The sequence below is a fragment of the Mesorhizobium sp. B2-5-11 genome, assembly GCF_006440835.1.
Lineage (GTDB): Bacteria > Pseudomonadota > Alphaproteobacteria > Rhizobiales > Rhizobiaceae > Mesorhizobium.
This window is the reverse complement of sequence record NZ_VFUK01000001.1, coordinates 919,428-940,758: the sequence shown is the minus strand read 5'-3', so window position 1 is coordinate 940,758 and position 21,331 is coordinate 919,428. Positions and strand designations below refer to the sequence as shown.

Sequence of the window (21,331 nt, the reverse complement as noted above, 5' to 3'; positions counted from 1 at the left end):
CGTCCCTATTCGTCGATCCATTCCGGCTTGCGTTTGCCGATGAAGGCGCCGATGCCCTCCTGGGCGTCACGCGCCAGCATGTTCTCGACCATGACCCGGCCGGTATAGGCATAGGCATCCGCCAGCCCCATCTCGGCCTGCGCATAAAACGCTTCCTTGCCGGTCTTCAGCACCGAAGGTGATTTTGAAGCAATGGTTTGCGCGTATTTGTTGACAATCTGATTCAGGTACTCGCGCGGCACTATGCGGTTGACCAGGCCGAACTCCTTGGCGGTCGCGGCATCGATGGTTTCGCCGGTCAGGAGCATTTCCATGGCGTGCTTGCGCGAGACGTTGCGAGACAGCGCCACCATCGGCGTCGAGCAGAACAGGCCGATATTGACGCCCGGCGTGCAGAACGTCGCCTCATGCGAGGCGATGGCGAGGTCACAACTGGCGACAAGCTGCAGGCCGGCGGCGGTGGCCAGGCCATCGACCTCGGCGATCACCGGCTTGGGGTGGCGCACGATCGCCTGCATCAGCGTGGCGCAGGCGGCAAACGTCTCTTCGAAGAAGGCCTTGCCGCGATCGGTGTCGGCGCGGCGCGCTGTCATCTCCTTCAGATCGTGGCCGGCGCAGAATACCTTTCCGGCCGCCGACAGCACTATGACGCGAACGGCCTTGTCGGCCGTGGCGCGGTCCAGTTCCTCCGTCAGCGCCGCCATCACCGCCAGGGAAAGCGCGTTCGCGGGGGGATTGGCAAGCGTCAGGCGCAGCACGCCCTCGTCGCGGCTAGCCGCAACCGGCCCTTCAACTGCGACAGGCTTGATGGCAAGGATTTCGGCCATGGCTAAGGTCTCCGCGATTCCATTCCGCTGGCAGCGTATCTAATATCGGCTGGGGTTTCATCAACACCGTATCGCTTGCGCCAGTAGGATGAAGGTGTTGCCAGAAACGCGCCGCTTCGCCCATACAGGCTTGGCGCAGAATGAGGACCGAGATGCCCGCCCAGACCAAGCTCGAGCCGGTGCTGACAGCAGCCCAGGTCAATGCGCTGATGGAGACCGTGTTTCCGCAGCTTAACGAAAAGGGCCCGGCCTTTGAGGCAACCGACGTGTTTCCCGGCGGCTGCACCGTGCGGCTTAATGCCGGCGAACGGCATTTGCGTCCCGGCGGTACGGTGTCCGGCCCCGCCTTGTTCACGCTGGCCGACATTGGCGGCTATGTCTGCGTGCTCAGCCATGCCGGGCCCAATGCGCTCTCGGTCACCATCAATCTCAACATCAATTTCGTCCGCAAGGCCGAGGCAGGACCGATCGATGGCCATTGCCGCATCCTGAAGCTCGGAAAGAACCTGATGGTCTTCGACATCGACATCGTCGCCGGCCCGGAGGGGCAGACAGTGGCGCACGCCACCGGAACCTATTCGATCCCGCCGAAACGCTGACACGGAGAAGGCCGATCCGGCATCCTGGCCGGAACTCCCGATCGACACGTCCGTTTTGCGGCATGCCCGATCTGACCACATACCTTGCCTTTCTCGGCGCCGTGCTTGCCTACCAGCTTTCCGGCGTCGGGCCCGATATGATGCTTGTGATCAGTCGCGGCGTCGGACAGGGCTGGCGCCACGCGCTGGCGGCCGCGACAGGCTGCGTATCGGCCGGCGTCGTACAAATTCCATTACTTGCGATGGGACTTGCCACGCTGATCACATCCTCGCCGCCTCTTTACAGCTTTCTCCAAATCGTCGGCGCCATCTATCTGATCGCCATCGGGGTCAAATTCCTGTTGGCGCGCCGGCAGGATGAAAGTCGTACCTCTGCCTTTGCCAACACCGGTGGCACTGCTGCCGCTTTCCGGCAGGGCATGATCTGCAATCTCACCAATCCGACGACGCTTGCCTTCATGTTAGCGATGCTGCCGCAATTCGTTCACCCTTGGGCCGGTCCAGCGGCGTTGCAGTTCGTCATTCTCGGCACGACCATGAAGATGATGGGAATGGTTGTCCTCGGCGCCATCGCGCTGACCTCCGGCGCGGTCGGCGGCTGGCTGTCGCGCCGAAGCAGCTTCGTCGTGTGGCAGGGAAGGCTAGCCGGAGCCATTATGGTCGGCGTTGGCATCAGACTCCTGCTTGCAGTGACGAGTGGCCGGCGGTGAGCGAAATACCAGCCGTTTTGGCGGTAGGTCGTGTTGTAAAATAATACCACATAGTTTAGCCGTTGAAATTTAACGGTTTTTCGTTTTCGTTGACTCCCAATGATGCTTGACGAGGGCTACCCTTCTCCCCTATAAGCCCTCACGAAGCAGCGGCCCGCAAAGGCCGCCGTTTTGTTATTGGCGGCGGGCAAGCGCTTTTCGCCAATCCAAGCAACAAGAAACGCCTTCCTTATCGTTTGTGGATTGGGGAAGGTCCGAACCGAAAGCAGAAAACATGACAACCTTTTCGCAGAAGCCTGCGGATGTGGTGAAAAAGTGGATCCTGATCGACGCCGAAGGTCTCGTCGTCGGCCGGCTCGCCACCGTTATCGCCAATCATCTTCGCGGCAAGCACAAGCCGACCTTCACCCCGCATGTCGACGACGGCGACAATGTCATCGTCATCAATGCCGACAAGGTGGTGTTCACCGGCAAGAAGTTCACCGACAAGGTCTATTACTGGCACACCGGGCACCCCGGCGGCATCAAGGAGCGCACCGCGCGCCAACTGCTTGAAGGCCGTTTCCCCGAGCGTGTCGTCGAGAAGGCCGTCGAGCGCATGGTGCCGCGTGGCCCGCTCGGCCGTCGCCAGATGAAGAACCTGCGCGTCTATGCAGGTGCCGAGCATCCGCATGTCGCCCAGCAGCCAGAAGTGCTCGACGTGGCCAAGCTGAATTCCAAGAACAAGAAGGTCGCATAAGATGGCTGAGCTTTCCTCGCTCGCAGAACTGGGCGCCGCTACCGGCAACACCAATACGCAGGCCGCGGCACCCGTCCATGTCCAGAAGCTCGACAAGTCGGGCCGCGCCTATGCCACCGGCAAGCGCAAGAACGCCATCGCGCGTGTTTGGGTGAAGCCAGGTTCGGGCAAGATCGTCGTCAACGACAAGGAATTCGCGACCTATTTCGCGCGTCCGGTCCTGCAGATGATCCTCAACCAGCCGATCATCGCCGCCAACCGCTCGGGCCAGTACGACATCGTCGCCACCGTCATCGGCGGCGGCCTTTCGGGCCAGGCCGGCGCTGTGCGTCACGGCATCTCCAAGGCGCTGACCTATTATGAGCCGGCGCTGCGTGCCGTGCTCAAAAAGGGCGGCTTCCTGACCCGCGACAGCCGCGTCGTCGAGCGCAAGAAGTACGGCAAGGCGAAGGCCCGTCGTTCGTTCCAGTTCTCGAAGCGCTAGGCGCAGGCAGCTTCACAATCGAAAGGCCGCCTCCGGGCGGCCTTTTTGCGTTGCGCATCACTATTGAGCGGAATGGTCGGCGTCGCGGATGAACAGGAACGCGCAAAGTGCCGAGCCGGCCACCGCGAGCGCCGAGGCCAGGAATGCCAGTTGCATGCCATCGATCGTGCCCAGCGCCAAGGCGGACCCGAACAGCGCCACCCCGATCGCGCCACCCGACTGGCGCACGGTGTTGAGTACGCCCGATGCCGTTCCCGACATCTCCGCCGGAACGGAAGACAAGAGCGCGGTGGTCATGGCCGGTACGGCAAGGCCGATGCCGACCGGCAGGAACAGCAGGCGCCACAGCAGCGACAGGTAGGATGTTTCGGCCTGGATCAGCGCCATCAGTCCGAAACCGGCTGCTCCGACGAACAGGCCAACCGCCATGGGCAATCGTGGGCCATGGTTTGCGGCAATGCGCCCGGCGGCAATGTTCGACAGGGTGACCGCCGCCATGAACGGCAGGAAGGCGAGCCCTGTCATCTCGGGAGAAAAATGCCTTTCCTGCTGGAAATACAGGCTGAGCATGAAGATCGTGCCATAGAGCGTCAGGTTGACGGCCAGTCCGACAAGGCTCGTCACAGCCGGCACGCGGCTGGCAAAGAGACCGAGCGGAAACATCGGCGCCCTCGTCCGGCTCTCGACCAGCAGGAACAGGCTTGCGGCCACCGCCGCCAATACCAGTCCGCCGATGACCGGCATCGAAGTCCAGCCCGATGAACCGGTTTCGATAAAGGCGCCGGTCAGCGAAAACAGCGCCAGCACGACAAGTCCCTGCCCCACCCAGTCGATCGGCGGCCGCTCGGCCTTGAGCGGCGTTTCCTGCAGAAACCGATAAGCCATCCAGATGGCGAGAGCGCCAATGGGCAGGTTGACCAGAAAGATGCTGGCCCAGCCAAGCGACGCGACCATGAAGCCGCCGAGCACCGGCCCTGCCGACAGCGCGATGCCGCCCGCCGCCGTCCACAGCCCAACGGCGCGTGCCCGGCGCGCCTTGTCGGACGCGTAGGCGCGATTGAGGAGTGCCAGCGAACACGGCATCAGCAAGGCGGCACCCGCGCCTTGTGCAGCGCGCGCCGCAATCAGCAACCAGGCACTCTGAGCCAGGCCGCAAGCCAGCGAAGCAATGCTGAACAGCGCCATGCCGCCAACGAAAACGCGGCGAGCGCCGACCCTGTCGCCGAGGGCGCCGCCGGCGAGCAGCAGCGAGGCGAAGGCAAGCGTGTAGGCGTCGACGACCCATTGCAGGCCGCCGACCCCCATCGACAGCCCAGTACCGATCCTGTTCAGCGCGATGTTGACGATGGAGACATCAAGCTGCACGACGACGAAGCCGAGGCTGGTCGCAGCAACGGTGGCGGCATAGGCGGCAGGGCGCTTGAGAACGATGGTATCGGGCATGCCCATGGATAACGGGTTTCCCCTGACACCGTTGCGTCAGCAGGCGCCGGCCTGCGACAACAAGGCCGGAACTTCAGCCGCGGCAAATCAATTGATGCTGGCGGTCGCGGCAGGTTCGACGCGTTCGCCCGTCTCCGCATAGGGCACGCGAAACCCATTTGCCGCCAGCCAGCCTATCGCCGCCTTTGGCTCATCGGTCTGGATGATGGTGGCGCCGCGATCGGCCCAGAAGCCCCAGGCTTCACGCGGCAGGCTGGCCTGAACCGCCAGTTCATCGCCCCGGCCGCCGGCAAGGAAGCCGCCCGGCTTGTTGACGATGGCGTAGGTGTCGGCCCAGATGTGCCAGTCGCCCCTCACCGCGGCCGCGCGCATGCGCGTGCTGAACAGCGGCCCGCCAGTCTCGGTCAACGTCTCCGCGCCGGCGCGCCAGTTGATCAGCTCGATCGCGCGCGGCGCAAAAGCATGGTCGACCGTCGCGGCGAAACCGGCGTCATGCACTGCGTCGTCGGCGATGATCGGCATGAACTGGAAGCCGCCGCCGACCGCTTCCATGGCAGCCTTCACCGTAGCGATCCTGGTCTGGTTCCACAGGTTTTCCTTGACGATGACCTGGTCGGCCATGCCGAGATCTCGCGCCACCGCGACCATACCCGACAGGTCCCCAACCTCGAGCTTGTTGTCGAGATTGATGAGGATCTGGTCCCGGGTCGCCAGCAGCATCTCGCGCAGCGTCGAGACTGTCTCGTCGGTTACGGCGCCCGTGCCTTCGATCACCAGCCGGCAACTCTTCAGTTCGGCCAGCGTGTACTTAACCACCTCACCCTTGCAGGTCGTGGTGCGATCAAGCCAGCTGTCATGCATGACTACAAACTCGCCGTCCTTCGAGCGCCGGATGTCGACCTCGACGATCTCGGCGCCGATCGCGATCGAGCCTTCGACGGCGGCGAGCGAATTTTCCGCATAGAGCGTCTTGCCGGCCTGCATGCTGCCGGCGCGATGCGCGACCACCATGACGTGGTCGCGCCACTGATTGGCATGTTCGAAGCGGTCGAGGATCTGCCTCGCACGGGTTTCGCCCGCCATTGACTGGCTGGCGGAAGCCGCCAGCGTGACGGAAAACAGAAGGCTCGGCCAGAAGGTCCGCATCGAGAATCGCTCCATTCCGGATCGAACCGGGAATAGGCGATGCCCGTGACGTCTAGGTGAACGAAGCCGGCTAGCGGTTGCCAGCGATATGTCGCCTCAGATGCGTTTCGACAGTCGGCGGAACCAGGCCATCGCAGGCATCTCGACGAAACGCCAGGTAATCCAGGAGACACCTATCGTGGCAAGGAGCATGACGAGGATCGCAACGTCCCCCGCCCAGCCGGCGCCGAAGCCGGTCGCCGGCTCTCCGCGCAAGACGATGTCGCCGACAAGACCGAGGCCGAGCTTGCGCTCGACCAGGCCGGCGACATTGATCATGCGCGCCTGGACGAAGATGTGGACCATGTAGATCGAGTAGGACAGCGCGCCGAGCGTCAGAATGAGTGGGGTTCTCAGAAAGACACTGATCCAGCCCCCCTCATGAGCAAAGAGAAACAATGCCAGTGCAAACACCAGCGGTGCTGCGATCCCGGCATCATTGTCGCCCGCCAGTGCGACGAAAAGCACAATGACAGCCGCCATGACGATTTCGGCAAGGGTCCAGCTCAGCAACGGGCCGGTCCGGGCAAGCGCCTGTCGCGCGCCTGCAATGGAATCATGCTGGAACGAGGCAAGCAAGGCGCCGAGCGAGAAGCCGTACAGGCAGCGTATGAAGCCGAAATCGAAGGACACATCCATATGGTGGGTCGAGAAGCCAAGCAGAAACAGAGGCGCGGTGATGGCGGCGGCGACGAACCACACCCAGGCGCGTGCCCCGGCGGTGAAGACCACTCCCGCGAACAACAGGTAGGCGAAGAACTCCGCCGAAATGCTCCAGCTTGGCGCATTCCAAGTCAATTGGTCATCGAAGCCGACCCCCTGGAGCAGCAGCAGATTGCTAAGCAGGCTCTCGAGGCTGAAGCCGCCGGTGAAGGGAGCGGCACCGGCGCCATGCACCTGAGGCAGCATCAGCCGCAGCAGCTCGAATCCGGCAAAAGCGGCGAGCATGAGAAAGTGCAGCGGATAGATGCGGCCGAAGCGCACCAGCGCAAAGCGTGCGACCTCCCGCGGCTGGTTCAGCCGCCAGCCATAGGAGCTGGCGATGACGAAACCGGAGAGAACGAAGAAGAAGTCGACAAACAGATAGGACGAACCGACAAAGGCGCTTTGCGAGATCGTCGAAGCGGTCGGGAAGTGGAACAGCGCCACCAGCAGGGCGCAGATGCCGCGCCACGAATCGAGAACCAGGAACCGCTCACCCGCCACCGTGCCGGACTGGATCGACGCCGCGCCATGGGGAGAATCAAGAAACGCGGTCTGCGTCATGATGATACAATCCTGTCTCGCGGCGGCACCGCGCCCGCGCCGTTTCGTTTCCCCAAGCTGTGACTGGCATGTTGCGTGCCGGTTCTGTAGTTGTTGCACCCCGATGAAAACCAAGGATCCGTAATGGCGAACAAGAACATCGACCATGCCTTCACAGCCCGCTCGAAGACGGGCGCTTCGCTGGAGCCGACCTATGCCGGCGCGCTGTCGTTCATGCGACGCAAATACACGAAGGATGTGAAGGGCGCGGACGCTGTGGTTTGGGGCATCCCTTTTGATGCCGCCGTCACCAATCGGCCCGGCGCGCGTTTCGGGCCGCAGGCGATCCGCCGCGCCTCGGCAATCCTCGACAACGATCCGCAATATCCCTTTTCGCGCGATCTGTTCGAGCACCTCGCGGTGGTCGACTATGGCGATTGTCTGCTTGATACCGGCAACCACCAGAAGACGCCGGGGACGATCGAACGCGAGGCGGCCAAGATCCTGAAGTCAGGTGCCTTCCTGCTGTCGCTGGGCGGCGACCATTTCGTCACCTGGCCCCTGCTCAAGGCACATGCCGCAATCCATGGCCCGCTCGCTCTGGTGCAGTTCGATGCGCACCAGGATACCTGGGAGGATGACGGCAAACGCATCGACCATGGATCCTTCGTCGGCCGCGCGGTCAAGGAAGGCATTATCGATCCCGACCGCTCGATCCAGATCGGCATCCGCACCCAAGCGCCCGACACGTTCGGCATCAAGATCCTCTACGGTCACGAGATCGAGGAGATGCGTGCATCCGACATCGCCTACGCCATCGTCGACAGGACGGGCGGCAAGAAGACCTATCTCACCTTTGATATCGACTGCCTTGATCCCGCCTATGCACCCGGCACCGGCACGCCGGTCGCCGGCGGGCCGTCCTCTGCAAAGATCCTGTCGACGCTGCGCCAGCTCAACCAGATCGATATTGTCGGGGCCGATGTCGTGGAGGTTGCGCCGGCCTACGATCACGCCGATATAACGGCGATTGCCGGCTCGATGATCGCCATGCAGTATCTCGGCCTGCTGGCCGAGCGGAAAGCACGGCTCGAAGAGCTGAACAACGGCAGCCACAACGGTGCCGCGGTGAACCAAGGCAACGGCATATAGTTTTCGATATCAGGGAATTTGATCAGCCAATGAAACCGAAAATCTTCATCGACGGCGAGCACGGCACCACCGGTCTCCAAATCCGGGCGCTGCTTGCCGAGCGCGGCGACCTGGAGATCATTTCAATTCCCGCCGAGCGCCGCAAGGAAACGGCGGCGCGAGCCGAATTCCTCAATGCCGCCGACGTTGCGATCCTGTGCCTGCCGGACGATGCGGCGAAGGAGAGCGTGTCGCTGATCTCCAACGAGACCACCAGGGTCATCGATGCTTCGACCGCGCATCGCGTAGCGCAAGGCTGGGAATATGGCTTTGCCGAGATGGACAAGGAGCAGGCGAAGAAGATCGGGGCGGCGAAACGCGTCGCCAATCCCGGCTGCTGGCCGCAGGGACCGATCGCGACGCTGCGGCCGCTGGTCGCCGCCGGCCTGCTGCCTGCGGATTTCCCGGTCACAGTCAACGGCATCTCGGGTTATTCGGGCGGCGGCCGCCCGATGATCGAGGACTATGTCGCCAAGGGCGAGGACGCCTCTGAATTCCTGCCCTACGGGCTCACCCTCCAGCACAAGCACGTGCCGGAGCTCAGGGCCTATGCGAAACTGTCGCACGATCCGATCATGCAGCCAGCGGTGGGCAATTTCGCGCAAGGCATGATCACGGTGGTGCCGCTGCAGCTCGGTGGCCTCGACCATGTGCCGACCGGTGCGGAACTCCATGCAGCCATCGCCGACCATTTCGCCGCCATCAAGGGCGGCGTGGTCGAAGTGGCGCCCTATGCGCATGTGGAGCGCATTCCGGAGATCGATCCGGAAATCTACAATGGCACCAACCGAATGAAGCTCTACGTCTTTGCCAATGACAAGCGCGCGCAGGCCCTGCTGCTCGCCGTTTACGACAATCTCGGCAAAGGGGCATCGGGGGCTGCCGTACAGAACATGGACCTGATGCTCGGCCTCTGATGGCGGCACCGGCATTTCCGGACCGTTGGAAGATCAGCGCGCCCGAGCTCATCGCCGAGACCTTTTCGAGCCGCATCTGGAAGGTGCGGCGCGAGGACGGCTCGCCGGCGATCGTCAAGGCGCTGAAGCCATTCGATGACGTCGCAGACGAGTTGCGCGGCGAGCATTTCCTTGCCTGGCGGCGCGGCGAAGGCGCCGTGCGGCTGCTGGGCCGCGACGGGCATTCCATGTTGCTCGAATATGCCGGGGAGACCATGCTGTCGCATGTTCTTGCCGAGCAGGGAGATTTGGCCGCCACGGAAATCGCGGCGGAGGTGATGGCAAAGCTGTTTTCGCCATCGGATCACCCCGCTCCGCCCGACCTGCAGCCGCTTCGGGAACGATTTTCCAGCCTGTTCAAGAAAGCGGAGGCCGACCGTGTCGTTGGCCGGAACAGCCTTTATGTCGAAGCGGCGGAAATCGCCGACCGGCTGCTGGGTGGTCCGCATGATATCAGGCCGCTGCATGGCGACCTCCATCACGACAACATCATGCACGGAGCACGCGGCTGGCTGGCGATAGATCCGAAGGGCGTTCTCGGCGACCCGGGATTCGATGCCGCGAACATGTTCTACAATCCTCTTGATCGCGACGACCTTTGTCTCGATCCCCCACGGATTGCCGGGATGGCTGAAGTTTTTGCGCGAACGCTGAGCCAGACGCCGGCGGCAATACTGGATCACGCCATCGCCTATGGCTGCCTGTCGGCTTCCTGGCACCATGAGGACGACAACGCGATCGAGGAGAACCGCGAACTGTCGGTCGCAGCAGCGATCCGAACGGTACGGCTCGGCTTCTGATCCGTGCCGCCTTGCGTCAGGCGGAATTCGACGGCGACAAGACGATGGCGCAGTCGAACGTTCTGGATGTGACCGGAGAGACTCAGCGTCCGAGGGCGATCTCGTGGGGCAAGGGATATGCGCCCTTGGTGCCGCGCCAATGCGCGGCGGCGAACCCCAGCACGATCAACGCGAATCCCTGGTGGGTCAGCGCCATGTGCAGCGGCACATGCATCAACAGCGTGCCGATGCCGACGGAGGCCTGCACCAGCACCAGGGCAAACAACAGCGTCGCGCGACGAGCATGCGTTGAACCGGGCAGACGGCGACGCGTGGCGATCATGTGCCACAGGGCGACGACGAACACCGTGTAGGCGCCGATCCGGTGCACGAACTGCACCGTCTTGGGGCTTTCGAAGAAATTGCGCCATGCCGGCTCCAGGATCAGCAGATCGCCGGGAATGATCTTGCCGTCCATCAGCGGCCAGGTGTTGTAGCTCAGGCCAGCGTGGAGCCCGGCGACCAGACCGCCGAGATAGATCTGGATCAGCGCCAGAAGCACTATGAAACCAGCCAGTTTCTGGGTCGAACGATCGGCCGCAGGTTCCGAATGCGGCGCCAAGCCGCGCGCGACGACCATGGTCGCCGTGAAGATCAGCGCGGCAAGCGTCAAATGGGTGGCGAGCCGGTACTGGCTGACCGAGACGCGGTCGACCAGACCGGAGGCAACCATCCACCAGCCGATGGCGCCCTGCAGACCGCCGAGAAGCAGGATGCCGACCAGCTTCGGCCCCAGTCCGCGCTCGATGCGGCGCGCCGCCCAGAAGAACAGCAGCGGCAAGGCGAAGACCAGGCCGACGCTGCGCGCCAGGAGACGATGCGCCCACTCCCACCAGAAGATCGACTTGAATGCCTCGATGCTCATGCCCTTGTTGAGCTCGGCATATTGCGGGATCTGCTGATAACGCTGGAATTCCTCTTGCCATTCGGCGTCGTTGAGCGGCGGGATGACGCCGTGGATCGGCTGCCACTCGGTGATCGACAGGCCGGACTCGGTGAGCCTTGTGGCGCCGCCGACCAGCACCAGCGCGAACAGCACCAGAAGCACGACGTAGAGCCAGCCGCGCACCAGCGCGCGGTTGTGCAGATCGCGGTCACGCGCCTCGTAAGGCGCGGCAGTAATGGCGGCCATGGATTTATCCCGGCAGGTTGAAGTCGCGGATTGGTGGACCATCGCATTCCCGCATGCAAGACCGGGCGGCGCGGCACGCCGTCGCGCCGCGTCTGTCGGGTTGCACAGCTTCGCGTCAAGGCCTATGGCGAAGCCGACACATTGAGCTGGGCCGCACTTTACCCCGGCTCCTGGAGGCCAACCATGCCCGTGCGCCTGAAAAAGCTGATCGGAATGTTCCTGCTGGTGGCGCTTGTCATCATCTATGCGCTGGTCGCATCGATCTTCGCGGTCGCCCGGCTGTCCGAGGCGGGCCCGTGGACGCATTTCCTGTTCTTCCTGCTAAGCGGCCTGCTCTGGGTGCTGCCGGCGATGGGCATCATCAAATGGCTGATGCTGGAGCCTCGGCCCAAGCGCTGAACCGTTGCCGGCCGGCCTCAGATGGTGACCACCATCTTTCCGGCATTGGCGAGCGGCGTCGTCACGCCAGACAGCATGGTGCGGATGTGGGCGAGGTTCTGATAACGGCCGTTGACCGAGATGCGCGGCAATGCGTGCAGGAAGCCGGCGTGTTCGGCGCGCAGCACGCCATGACGGGTGGTCACGGCCGAGGTGTAGCCGGCATCGCGGACAAAGCCCACTTCGCGGCAGCCGACGGCGCTGGCATAGCCGTAGGGATAGGCGAAATGGCGCGGCTCCTCGCCCAGCTCGGCTCGCAGGATGGACTTCACCCCGACGATTTCGTGCCGCGCGTCGGCTTCTGAAAGCCGCTTCAGATTGCTGTGGTTGATCGTATGAGCACCGATCGTTACGAGCGGATGCGCTGCGATCGCGCGGATCTCCGACCAAGTCATCAGCGTGTCGACGCGCGGCCGGCCGGCGTCGACGCCGTTCGCATGCGCCAGTTCGCGCAGCACGGCGCGCAGGTCCTCCTCGCGAACCTCGCTGGTGAGATAGGTGTGCAGCCGTGCGATGGCCTGGAGCTTTTTGGCCGGGCTGGTGCAGTCGATCGTCGTTTTCCCTTCGGACGTCGTCAGGGTCAGGCGATCGCCCGCGTTGACGAGATCCTCGACCACGTCCCACCACAGATCCGCAGTGCCGTTGATAAGCCCCGGAGCCACATAGATGGTGATCGGCGCGCCGTGCTTTTCCAGCACCGGCAAGGCCTCGGTCATGTTGTCGCGATAGGCGTCGTCGGCGGTGATGGCGGCGAACTGGCCGCCCTTGCCGCGCGCCGCGATACGCTCCACCGCCTCGTCCATCGAGACGAAGGCGTAGCCATCCGCCTTCAGGCCGGCGATCATGGCGTCGAGGAAGCCGGGCGCAATGTTGAGATGACGGTTGACGCTGTCGGGCTTTTCGGGCTTTGCCGTAACGCGGTGCAGCATGAGGATGGCGCCAATACCGCCGACCAGCGGTTTGGCCAGCGGTGCGAGGCCGGTATAGCGGGCGACGTTGAGCGCCAGCTTTCGGATTGCCTCCCCGCCGTCGATCATTCCTTCACCTTTTGCGCCTAGGCTGAACCAAGCACGGATACGCCTGAGCGCCCCCAAATCGGCAGCAATACGCCCTAAGGATTGAGGTATGGTTGACGCGGCCGCGTCATTTGACGGCAATCGCCTGGCGGCAATCGAAGCCCCGCCCGGTGTGCCGCCGATAGAGCCGGCTGGGCTGTCGGTTTCCACCGCTTCCGCCGATGGGCTCGCGGCCTATGCCGCGTTCTGCCGCTCCGCCGTGTTCGCGCCGGCGCAGAGCGCGGTTTGGATCCGCAACTGGGCCGCGCAGGTCGAGCCGGACCCGGTCGTGGCGATGCTGAATTGCGAAGGCAGACCGGTTTTCGCACTGGCGCTGGAGGTCGTCGGCCATGGGCCATTCCGTGTTGCCCGCTTCATGGGTGGCCGCCACGCCAATGGCAATTTCGTCGCCGCCGACCCGCAATGGCTTGCCAGGGCGGACAGTGCGGCTATTCGTTCGACCCTGGCGGCCATAGCCGAGGCTCGCCCCGACATCGATCTCGTCGCCTTCGAACGCCTGCTGCCCGACCTCGATGGCGTAGCCAACCCACTCGCCTCGTTCGATTATTTCGACAGCCCGAACCTGTCGCTCGCCGTCGACCTGGTCGGCGGTTTCGATGCACTGCTCTCTCGCGCAAACGGAAAGCGCAAACGCAAGAAGCACCGCTCGCAGACGCGCAAGTTCGAGGCCATCGGCAGCCATCGGCGCATCGAGGCGCGGACCGTGGACGAGGTCGGCCGGCTGCTCGACGGCTTTTTCGAGATGAAGGAATCCCGCTTCCGCAGGATGGGCATCGCCAACGTCTTCGGCGACAATCAAGTGCGCGCGTTCTTCCGTGCTCTGTTCACCGAGGCGCTTGCCGAGGATAAGCCCTCCTTCGTGCTGCACGGGCTCGAGGTCGCCGGCAAGCTTCGCGCCGTGACCGGATCGAGCCGCTCGGGCAAACGGCTGATCTGCGAGTTCGGCGCGATCGCCGAGGATGACCTCGCCCACACCAGCCCCGGCGACTTCCTGTTCTTCGACAATATCCAGGAAGCCTGCGAGGCGGGTTTCGACGTCTATGATTTCTCGGTCGGCGACGAGCCGTACAAGCGTTTATGGTGCGATATCGAAACGCAGCACTTCGAGGTGCTGGTTCCGCTGACGTCGAAAGGCCGCGCACTGGCGCTGGGGCTGCGGCAAAGCGCCAGGCTGAAAGCCGTCGTCAAGAACAGTCCGACGATCTGGAAGCTGACCAAGCTGCTGCGTCGCAAGGCCGCTGGCCAGGCGCCGGCGCCCGCCGAGGACGGTAGCTAACCCGCCCACCTTCCAACGTGATGACCACAAGCGCCGCTCATCGGACTCAAGCCGCCGAGCGCCTTCCTGGCACCGGGGTGCCCGGCGGTTCGTGGCCGAGCGGGGTCACCAGCGTCAACTCCGGATAGCCATTCTCGATAAGCTTGACGGCGGCCTGCGTCACCTCATCATCCGGCTCCAGCATGGAGAGGAACACCTCGGTCGCATCGCCACCCAGACGGCTGATGCCTTGGGCGTCGGCGGGACCGCATTCGACCACCACCAGGTCATAGGCGGTGGTCAGCGATTGCATGATGATCGGCAGCCGGTCGGCGGCGCGCATGGCGCGAACCGGATCGGCGGTGCCGACAGGAATGACATGGCAGTCGGAATAGAGGTCGGGGTGGATGACTTCGCTGAACTGCGCCTGCGACGCGAGCAGATTGGTGATGCCCGGGAACAGTCCGCTGTCGAGCATCGGTCGCGAGGCGGCGCCGGAAGCCGTGAGGTCGAGCAGCAGCACGCGCAGGCCGGCGTCGGAGACCTCACGCGCCACCAGGATCGCGGACGCGGCCGCCTCGTCACCTTCGGGCGACACGAAGATGGCGCGCGCGGCGCCGCTTGCGATCAGCTTTTCCGCCGCTTTTTCAACGTCGATCTCGCCCAGCACCGAACGTGGCCTGGTTTTGGCGACCGGGACGGCCTCGGCAACAGGGACGGTTTCGGCGACCGGTGCGCCGGCGGCGGGTTCGACCTCTATGACAGATTCCGCCGGCGAGGGCAGATCCGGTTCCACCATCATCTCCGGTTCCACCGCTTTCTCAGCGTGGTGCTCAGGCCCGGACTCTGGAATGATCGTCGTTTCCCTGGCCGCGACCGGCATCGCCACCTCGTCGATCGGCTCGAAGCGAGCGCCGCTGGCCGGGCGCATGGCGCGGCCGGAAAAGAGTTCGCGCAGCAGCGTGAACACCGACATGAGCAAAAGCGAGGCGGCAAAAGCAGCACCGACGATCGGCCCGATCTTGGGGAAGTAGGCCTCGGAAGGCACTACGGCCTTCGAGATGACACGCGCGTCGACCGGCACGTAATTGCGATCCTGGCGCGAAGCCGCCTCGCGGTAGTTGGTCAGGTAAAGTTCGAGCTGCTGGCGCTTGGCGGCAGCGTCACGCTGCAGCGCATCGAGACCGACCTGCTGTTCGCCTGCCTCCGCGGAAGCCGCCTTCAGCGTGTTGACGTCGGCGACGAGCTGGCTCTCACGTGACTTGGCGGCATCGGCCTGCATCGCCAGGCCCTTCATCACCTTTTGAGCTTCACTGCGGATCTGCGCGTCGAGATCGGCTAGCTGCGATTTTGCCGCGCGGATGCGCGGATGATTGTCGAGCAGCGTCGTCGACAGGTCGGCGATGTTGGCGCGCAGTTCGACCTGCCGTTCGCGCAAGCGCTGGATCAGATCGGATGACAGCACCTCGGGCAGCGAATCCAGCGAGCCGCCATTCTGCAGCGCCTTGCGCACGCTGTCGGCGGTGCCTTCGGCGGCGGCGCGGTTGGCCCGCACCCGCGACAATTCGGTCGACAGTTCGGCCAGTTGTTGGGTGGCGAGCACAGAATTGTTGCCGCCCACCAGAAGGTCCGACTGGGCGCGATAGGCGGCGACCTTGGCCTCGGCATCCCTGACCTGCTTCTGCAGATCGGCGATCTCGGGAGCCAGGAAGTCCGCCGCGGCGGTGTTGGATTCGAGCTTGGCCGCGCCCTGCCCGGCAATGTAGGCGGCAGCAATGGCATCGGGGATAGCAGCCGCGAGCTTGGGATCTTCCGAGGAGAACTCGATGGCGATGATACGCGTCTTTTCGACGCCATAGACGTTGAGCTTCTCGCGCATCTTCTTCAGGACGCGTTCGTCGACCGGAATATCCATGGGATCGTTCTTCAACCCCACCAGGATCAGCAGGCGGTTGAGAGGCGACATATCGACAGTTTCGTCGAATTCGTGCAATCGCGACAGATCAAGCTTCTGCGCTACCTGCTTGAGGATTTCGTTGGACGAAATGATCTGGACCTGGGTGGCGACGCCTTGCTCATCGAGGATAGGCTTGTCGCTGTCATTGCTGCCGGCCGGGCGCGTGTAGACGGATTCACGCGTATCGATCTGAACCTGCGTCTGGGCCTTGTAGTGCTTGGTTGCCAGCGAAGCGAGCGCAAACGCCAACCCGGTAACCACCAGGGAGACGACCAATATTCGCAGCCAGTTCCTCGCCAGGCTGGCGAAGAGCTGCCTGAGATCGACGTCAACGTCTGCGGCCGTGGACTGAACGGACATGCATCCTACTCCGATACGGATCGCATGCACCGTAAACAACTATGGTAACTCAGCCGTTAAGATCACAGGAAGCTTCCGTCAGGACTTACTGGCAGGCGCCAAGCAAAACCGTCAAAGTTATAAAACTCCTGCCGATCGATGCCGTATCGATCGCGCCCTTTACCGGCCATTAACCCTAACAGGACGATAACGGACGCGCTCTCAGATGTTTGCTGCGACGCCGCAGCGGCCAGTCGAAGGTATGTGTCCTGTCATGAAAAGCACTGCTTCCCTCTTTCGCGCGCTGCTTGCCGTGTCGATGCTTGCTGGCTGCTCCAGCTACCGGCCGACGCCGGCCGCCTTCCACGAGGTGCTCGATCAACCCTATCGCCTGGGCGCCGGTGACCGCGTCCGCGTCACCGTGTTCGAGCAGGACGGGCTGACCAACACCTATAGTGTCGACCAGTCCGGATATCTCTCCTTCCCGCTGGTCGGCGCCGTGCCGGCCCGCGGCCACACCGCCCAGCAGATGGAAAAGGAAATCGCCGACAAACTGCGCCAAGGCTATCTGCGCGATCCCGATGTTTCCGTCGAGATCGACCGCTACAGGCCTATCTTCGTCATGGGCGAAGTGGGCGCCGCCGGCCAGTATTCCTATGTGCCCGGCCTCACCGTTCAGAAAGCCGTCGCCATTGCCGGCGGCTTCACGCCGCGCGCCAACCAGGAAAGCGTCGACATCACCCGAGATATCAACGGCAAGGTGATGACCGGCCGGGTTGTCACGTCAGACCCGCTGCTGCCCGGAGATACTGTCTATGTGCGTGAACGTCTGTTCTGACGAACACACGTGGCGGACAAACTCAGGATCGTCCATTGCTTTCGTTCACCTGTCGGCGGGATCTTTCGGCATGTGCGGGACCTCGCGGAAGCTCAGGTCGCCGCCGGCCATTCGGTCGGCATCGTGTGCGATTCGACCACAGGCGGGGAATACGAGGAGCGCCTGTTCGAGCGGATGAAGGCCATGCTGGCGCTCGGCATCCATCGCACGCCGATGCAGCGCCATGTCGGACTGGGCGATCTCGCCTCGGCCTCGCGCACCTACGGAATCATCAAGGAATTGCGGCCGGACGTGCTGCACGGGCACGGCGCCAAGGGTGGCGCCTATGCCCGTCTGTTCGGCTCACTGTTGCGGGTATCAAGGTCTCGCGTAGCCCGCCTTTATTCGCCGCATGGCGGTTCTCTCCACTATGACGAGAGCACGTTCACGGGAAAGCTGTTCTTCGCGCTCGAGCGATCCATGGCTCACTTCACCGACTGTCTGCTGTTCGTCTCGGACTATGAGCGACGCACCTATCGCAGGAAGGTCGGCGAGGCGCCCATTCCGAACGCGCTGATCTACAATGGCCTGCGCGCGGCTGAGTTCGACCCCGTTCCGGAGAAGCCCGGAATGGTGGACCTGCTCTACATCGGCATGATGCGTGACCTCAAGGGACCCGACATCTTCATCGACGCGCTGGCCCTTGCGGGGACACGGCTCGGACGCCCGCTGGGCGCGGTCATGGTGGGCGACGGCGACAACCTGCCTCGGTACCGCGCGCAAGTGAGGCGGCTCGGGCTTGACGGCAATGTGCGTTTCCTGCCGCCGATGCCGGCCAGGGATGCCTTTGCGCTGGGCGCGCTGGTCGTCGTTCCTTCGCGCGCCGAAGCATTGCCGTATGTCGTGCTCGAGACGCTGGCGGCGGGAAAACCGATGATCGCCACGGCCGTTGGCGGCATACCGGAGATCTTCGGCGCCGATTCCCCTGCCCTGATCAGACCTGATCCGTTGCAGCTTGCCGACAAGATCGCCGAAGCGCTGGCCGATCCCGCCGCCTATCGAAAACTGATGCCCGATCGCGCCGATCTGGAGGCACGCTTCGGAGCCGATGTCATGGCTGCCGAGATCGAGAAAGCGTATTTCGCGGCGCTGGCCAAATAAACCACCGGCCCAAGCCCTTCCAAAGCCACGCGTTGTTTCAAGGGTTTCTTAGCTCTCTTTTGCTATTGCCTGGGGGAAGCTTGCGGAAATCCCATGAACGAGATCGATCCCGTGCACCGCTTTTCGGCAGAGGCTGTGCGCAAACTCGACACCCCGACCGATGGCGGCATGCCGGGCGGCATGAATGATGTCGCCCGTCAGGTCGCCTCGCAATACCGGCGCGATACGATGTCGCCGATCATGGTCAGCGGCGTCCTGCGGATGGTCGAGTTCGCAGTGCTGTTCCTTTCCGGCCTCGGCGTCTATTTCTACTTTGTCGGCTTCTTCAACTATTTCGCCTGGCAATATCCGCTGACGATCGCCGCCGCGTCGTTCCTTGCAGTGGTGCTGCTCGACGTCACCGATTGCTACCAGATCGTCTCGCTCATGCGGCCGATCGCCAATTTTGGACGTTTGCTGCTGGTCTGGGCCGGCACGTTCGCCCTCATGGCGCTGACGGCATTCGTGATGAAGATATCTGAAAACTATTCACGATTGCTGTTCGGCACCTGGTTCGCCGTCGGTTTTATTCTCATCTTCGGCCTGCGGCTGGTGATGTCGAAGCTGATCCGGCGCTGGGCGCGCGACGGCCACATGGAGCGGCGCGCCGTCATCGTCGGCGGCGGCAAGGCAGCGGAGGTCCTGATCCGCTCGGTCGAGAGGCAGCCCTACAACGACATCCGCATTTGCGGCATTTTCGACGATCGCAGCGACAAACGCTCGCCGCCTATCGTCGCCGGCTATCCCAAGCTCGGCACAATCTCGGAGCTGATCGAATTCGCCCGCATCGCCCGCATCGACATGCTGATCGTGTCGCTGCCGCTGACCGCCGAGTCGCGCGTGCTGCAATTGCTGAAGAAACTGTGGGTGCTGCCGGTCGACATCCGGCTGTCGGCGCATTCGAACGCGCTGCAGTTTCGTCCACGCGCCTATTCCTACATCGGCTCGGTGCCGATGCTCGACATCTTCGACAAGCCGATCAACGACTGGGATTCGGTGGCCAAGCGCGCCTTCGACATCGTTTTCAGCCTGATCGGCATCGTCGTGTTCTCACCGGTGATGCTGGCGACCGCTATCGCCATCAAGCTCGACAGCAAGGGACCGGTGCTGTTTCGCCAGAAGCGGCATGGTTTCAACAATGAGGTGATCGAAGTCTACAAATTCCGCTCGATGTATGCCGACCGGTCGGACCCGACCGCCAGACAGACGGTCACCAAGAACGACCCGCGCGTTACCCGCGTCGGCCGCTTCATCCGCAAGACCTCGATCGACGAGCTGCCGCAGTTCTTCAATTCGCTGCTGGGTTCGCTGTCGCTGGTCGGCCCGCGGCCGCACGCGATTGCCGCGCAGTCGCACAACCTGCTCTACAACGAAGTGGTCGACGGCTATTTCGCGCGCCACAAGGTCAAGCCCGGCGTTACCGGCTGGGCGCAGATCAATGGCTGGCGCGGCGAGATGGACACCAACGAGAAGATCCGCATGCGGACGGAATACGACCTCTATTATATCGAGAACTGGTCGATGCTGTTCGACCTGCGGATCCTGTTCCTGACGCCGATTCGGCTGCTCAACACGGAAAACGCCTATTGAGCGCGGTCACCCATGACCTGCCGCGCGCGGCGGTCAATGCGAAGCTGATCGCGCTGATTTCCTCGGGCGCGGTCGGGCTCGGCATCCTGCTTTCCGGCTTCGTCATCAGCGAGCCGGCTCCTTACGAGATCTACATGGCCGGCCTGATCGCCATCTGGGCGCTTTTCGGTTTGAGGATTTCGCACGCGGCCGCGCCGCTGCTGGTGCTTCTGGTGACGATGAATATCGGCGGCATGATCGCCATGACGCAGATGTCAGACCTCGCCAACACGCCGCTCTACCTTGCAGTGTCGCTGTTTCTCGCCTTCAGCGCGGTCTTCTTCGCATCGGTCACCGCCACGCAGCCGAGCCTCTACCGGCTGATCTTCATTGCCTATGTCGTATCCGCGGTGATGACTTCGCTGCTCGGCATAGCAGGGTATTTCCATGCCTTCCCGGGCGCGGAGATGTTCACCAAATACGACCGCGCCGCAGGCGCCTTCCAGGACCCGAACGTGTTCGGGCCGTTCCTGGTTCTGCCCGGCATCTATCTGCTCTATCTGCTGCTGACCGGGCCGGTCTCGCGCATGCCGCTGCTGGCGGTGCCGCTGCTCATCATCACATCAGGCATCTTCTTCTCCTTCTCGCGCGGCGCCTGGGGCATGTTTGCCGTCTCTGCCGTTCTGCTTACCGGCTGCCTGTTCCTGCAGAGCAACAGCGGCATGTTCCGGCTGCGCGTGGTGGTGATGACCATCGCGGCATTGTCGCTGCTGACGATCGCCATGATCGTCATCCTGCAGCTGCCGGGCGTGGCGGAAATGTTCTCCAACCGTGCCCATCTCGAACAGAGCTACGACACCGCCCGCCTCGGCCGCTTCGCCCGCTATGCAATCGGCTTCCAAATGGCGATGGAGCACCCGTTCGGCATCGGGCCTCTGGTGTTCGGCACCATCTTCGGCGAGGACACCCACGACATCTGGCTGAAGATGCTGATGGATTATGGCTGGCTCGGCTTCGTATCGTTCCTGACGCTTGTCCTCTGGACGATATGTGCCGGATTCCGCATCCTGCTGCGCGACCGGCCATGGCAGCCCTATCTCCTGTGCGCCTATGTCGCCTTCATCGGCAATGTCGGGCTCGGCACCTTCATCGACATCGACCATTGGCGCCACGTCTATCTGCTGCTCGGATTGGTCTGGGGCGCGATCGCGCTGGAACACCGTCATCAGCGGCAATTACGGCTGGCGATGCCGAAAGCTTCACGTGACCGCGGAGCGCTATCGGCTCGATAGTCGCCGCCGCCGACAGGCAGCGCGCGCTGCCGCTGTCG

At 63.3% G+C, this 21,331-nt stretch carries 20 protein-coding genes; 13 read left to right on the top strand and 7 right to left on the bottom strand.

Translation table 11 applies throughout. From position 1 onward, the window contains the following. Window positions 1-5 precede the first annotated feature (5 nt). Window positions 6-827: an enoyl-CoA hydratase gene (locus tag FJ490_RS04715; protein ID WP_140728266.1), complete on the bottom strand. Its 822-nt coding sequence runs from the start codon at window positions 825-827 to the stop codon at window positions 6-8. Between the two features lie 152 nt (window positions 828-979). On the opposite strand from FJ490_RS04715, the gene FJ490_RS04710 reads away from it, so the two are divergent. The 4 genes from FJ490_RS04710 (at window position 980) to rpsI (ending at window position 3,359) form a co-directional block, all read left to right on the top strand. Beyond that, entirely contained in the window at window positions 980-1,426 is a 447-nt protein-coding gene (locus FJ490_RS04710; RefSeq protein ID WP_140728265.1) for a PaaI family thioesterase, read from the top strand. A 62-nt stretch (window positions 1,427-1,488) separates the two neighbouring features. Next, entirely contained in the window at window positions 1,489-2,136 is a 648-nt protein-coding gene (locus FJ490_RS04705; RefSeq protein ID WP_140666791.1) for a LysE family translocator, read from the top strand. Window positions 2,137-2,410: 274 nt separating this feature from the next. Beyond that, complete coding sequence (gene rplM / locus FJ490_RS04700; protein WP_010915638.1) at window positions 2,411-2,875, top strand: 50S ribosomal protein L13; 465 nt, start codon at window positions 2,411-2,413, stop codon at window positions 2,873-2,875. A gap of 1 nt (window position 2,876) precedes the next feature. Continuing rightward, window positions 2,877-3,359, top strand: coding sequence for a 30S ribosomal protein S9 (gene rpsI / locus FJ490_RS04695; RefSeq protein ID WP_140493960.1), 483 nt, complete (start codon window positions 2,877-2,879; stop codon window positions 3,357-3,359). Between the two features lie 60 nt (window positions 3,360-3,419). Here the strand turns inward: rpsI and FJ490_RS04690 are convergent, their stop codons facing one another. The 3 genes from FJ490_RS04690 to FJ490_RS04680 form a co-directional block, all read right to left on the bottom strand. Continuing rightward, window positions 3,420-4,808, bottom strand: coding sequence for an MFS transporter (locus FJ490_RS04690; protein WP_224619368.1), 1,389 nt, complete (start codon window positions 4,806-4,808; stop codon window positions 3,420-3,422). 81 nt (window positions 4,809-4,889) lie between these two features. Continuing rightward, window positions 4,890-5,948, bottom strand: a complete 1,059-nt coding sequence (locus FJ490_RS04685; RefSeq protein ID WP_140515740.1) for a glycerophosphodiester phosphodiesterase family protein — start codon at window positions 5,946-5,948, stop codon at window positions 4,890-4,892. A gap of 96 nt (window positions 5,949-6,044) precedes the next feature. Beyond that, complete coding sequence (locus FJ490_RS04680; protein WP_140493964.1) at window positions 6,045-7,253, bottom strand: acyltransferase; 1,209 nt, start codon at window positions 7,251-7,253, stop codon at window positions 6,045-6,047. 123 nt (window positions 7,254-7,376) lie between these two features. Between FJ490_RS04680 and speB the strand changes: the two genes are divergently transcribed. Genes speB through FJ490_RS04665 form a run of 3 tightly spaced genes read left to right on the top strand, consistent with a single transcriptional unit; the run spans window position 7,377 to window position 10,179 of the window. Beyond that, window positions 7,377-8,384: an agmatinase gene (speB, locus tag FJ490_RS04675; protein ID WP_140728264.1), complete on the top strand. Its 1,008-nt coding sequence runs from the start codon at window positions 7,377-7,379 to the stop codon at window positions 8,382-8,384. Window positions 8,385-8,413: 29 nt separating this feature from the next. Continuing rightward, the gene (argC, locus tag FJ490_RS04670) at window positions 8,414-9,340 is read left to right on the top strand and encodes an N-acetyl-gamma-glutamyl-phosphate reductase (RefSeq protein WP_140493968.1); all 927 of its coding nucleotides are present in this window, start codon (window positions 8,414-8,416) and stop codon (window positions 9,338-9,340) included. Next, on the top strand, window positions 9,337-10,179 hold the full coding sequence (locus tag FJ490_RS04665) for an aminoglycoside phosphotransferase family protein (protein ID WP_210239458.1): 843 nt from the start codon (window positions 9,337-9,339) through the stop codon (window positions 10,177-10,179). Before argC ends, FJ490_RS04665 begins: the two co-directional genes overlap by 4 nt. Before the next feature lie 82 nt (window positions 10,180-10,261). Here the strand turns inward: FJ490_RS04665 and FJ490_RS04660 are convergent, their stop codons facing one another. Then, window positions 10,262-11,350, bottom strand: a complete 1,089-nt coding sequence (locus FJ490_RS04660) for a COX15/CtaA family protein (protein WP_140515730.1) — start codon at window positions 11,348-11,350, stop codon at window positions 10,262-10,264. 183 nt (window positions 11,351-11,533) lie between these two features. Between FJ490_RS04660 and FJ490_RS04655 the strand changes: the two genes are divergently transcribed. Further along, window positions 11,534-11,749, top strand: coding sequence for a DUF2842 domain-containing protein (locus FJ490_RS04655; RefSeq protein WP_140522178.1), 216 nt, complete (start codon window positions 11,534-11,536; stop codon window positions 11,747-11,749). Window positions 11,750-11,766: 17 nt separating this feature from the next. Here the strand turns inward: FJ490_RS04655 and FJ490_RS04650 are convergent, their stop codons facing one another. Further along, complete coding sequence (locus FJ490_RS04650; protein ID WP_140521815.1) at window positions 11,767-12,825, bottom strand: polysaccharide deacetylase family protein; 1,059 nt, start codon at window positions 12,823-12,825, stop codon at window positions 11,767-11,769. 88 nt (window positions 12,826-12,913) lie between these two features. On the opposite strand from FJ490_RS04650, the gene FJ490_RS04645 reads away from it, so the two are divergent. Then, on the top strand, window positions 12,914-14,140 hold the full coding sequence (locus FJ490_RS04645) for a GNAT family N-acetyltransferase (protein ID WP_140728263.1): 1,227 nt from the start codon (window positions 12,914-12,916) through the stop codon (window positions 14,138-14,140). 46 nt (window positions 14,141-14,186) lie between these two features. On the opposite strand, the gene FJ490_RS04640 is transcribed toward FJ490_RS04645, so the two are convergent. Continuing rightward, the gene (locus FJ490_RS04640) at window positions 14,187-16,436 is read right to left on the bottom strand and encodes an exopolysaccharide transport family protein (protein ID WP_140560587.1); all 2,250 of its coding nucleotides are present in this window, start codon (window positions 16,434-16,436) and stop codon (window positions 14,187-14,189) included. Window positions 16,437-16,689: 253 nt separating this feature from the next. Between FJ490_RS04640 and FJ490_RS04635 the strand changes: the two genes are divergently transcribed. The 4 genes from FJ490_RS04635 (at window position 16,690) to FJ490_RS04620 (ending at window position 21,293) form a co-directional block, all read left to right on the top strand. Then, complete coding sequence (locus FJ490_RS04635) at window positions 16,690-17,253, top strand: polysaccharide biosynthesis/export family protein (RefSeq protein WP_140493982.1); 564 nt, start codon at window positions 16,690-16,692, stop codon at window positions 17,251-17,253. 9 nt (window positions 17,254-17,262) lie between these two features. After that, window positions 17,263-18,393, top strand: a complete 1,131-nt coding sequence (locus FJ490_RS04630) for a glycosyltransferase family 4 protein (RefSeq protein ID WP_140560586.1) — start codon at window positions 17,263-17,265, stop codon at window positions 18,391-18,393. Between the two features lie 93 nt (window positions 18,394-18,486). After that, entirely contained in the window at window positions 18,487-20,022 is a 1,536-nt protein-coding gene (locus FJ490_RS04625) for an undecaprenyl-phosphate glucose phosphotransferase (protein WP_140493986.1), read from the top strand. Continuing rightward, window positions 20,019-21,293, top strand: a complete 1,275-nt coding sequence (locus FJ490_RS04620; RefSeq protein WP_140656111.1) for an O-antigen ligase family protein — start codon at window positions 20,019-20,021, stop codon at window positions 21,291-21,293. The genes FJ490_RS04625 and FJ490_RS04620 overlap by 4 nt, the downstream gene beginning before the upstream one ends. Window positions 21,294-21,331 lie beyond the last annotated feature (38 nt).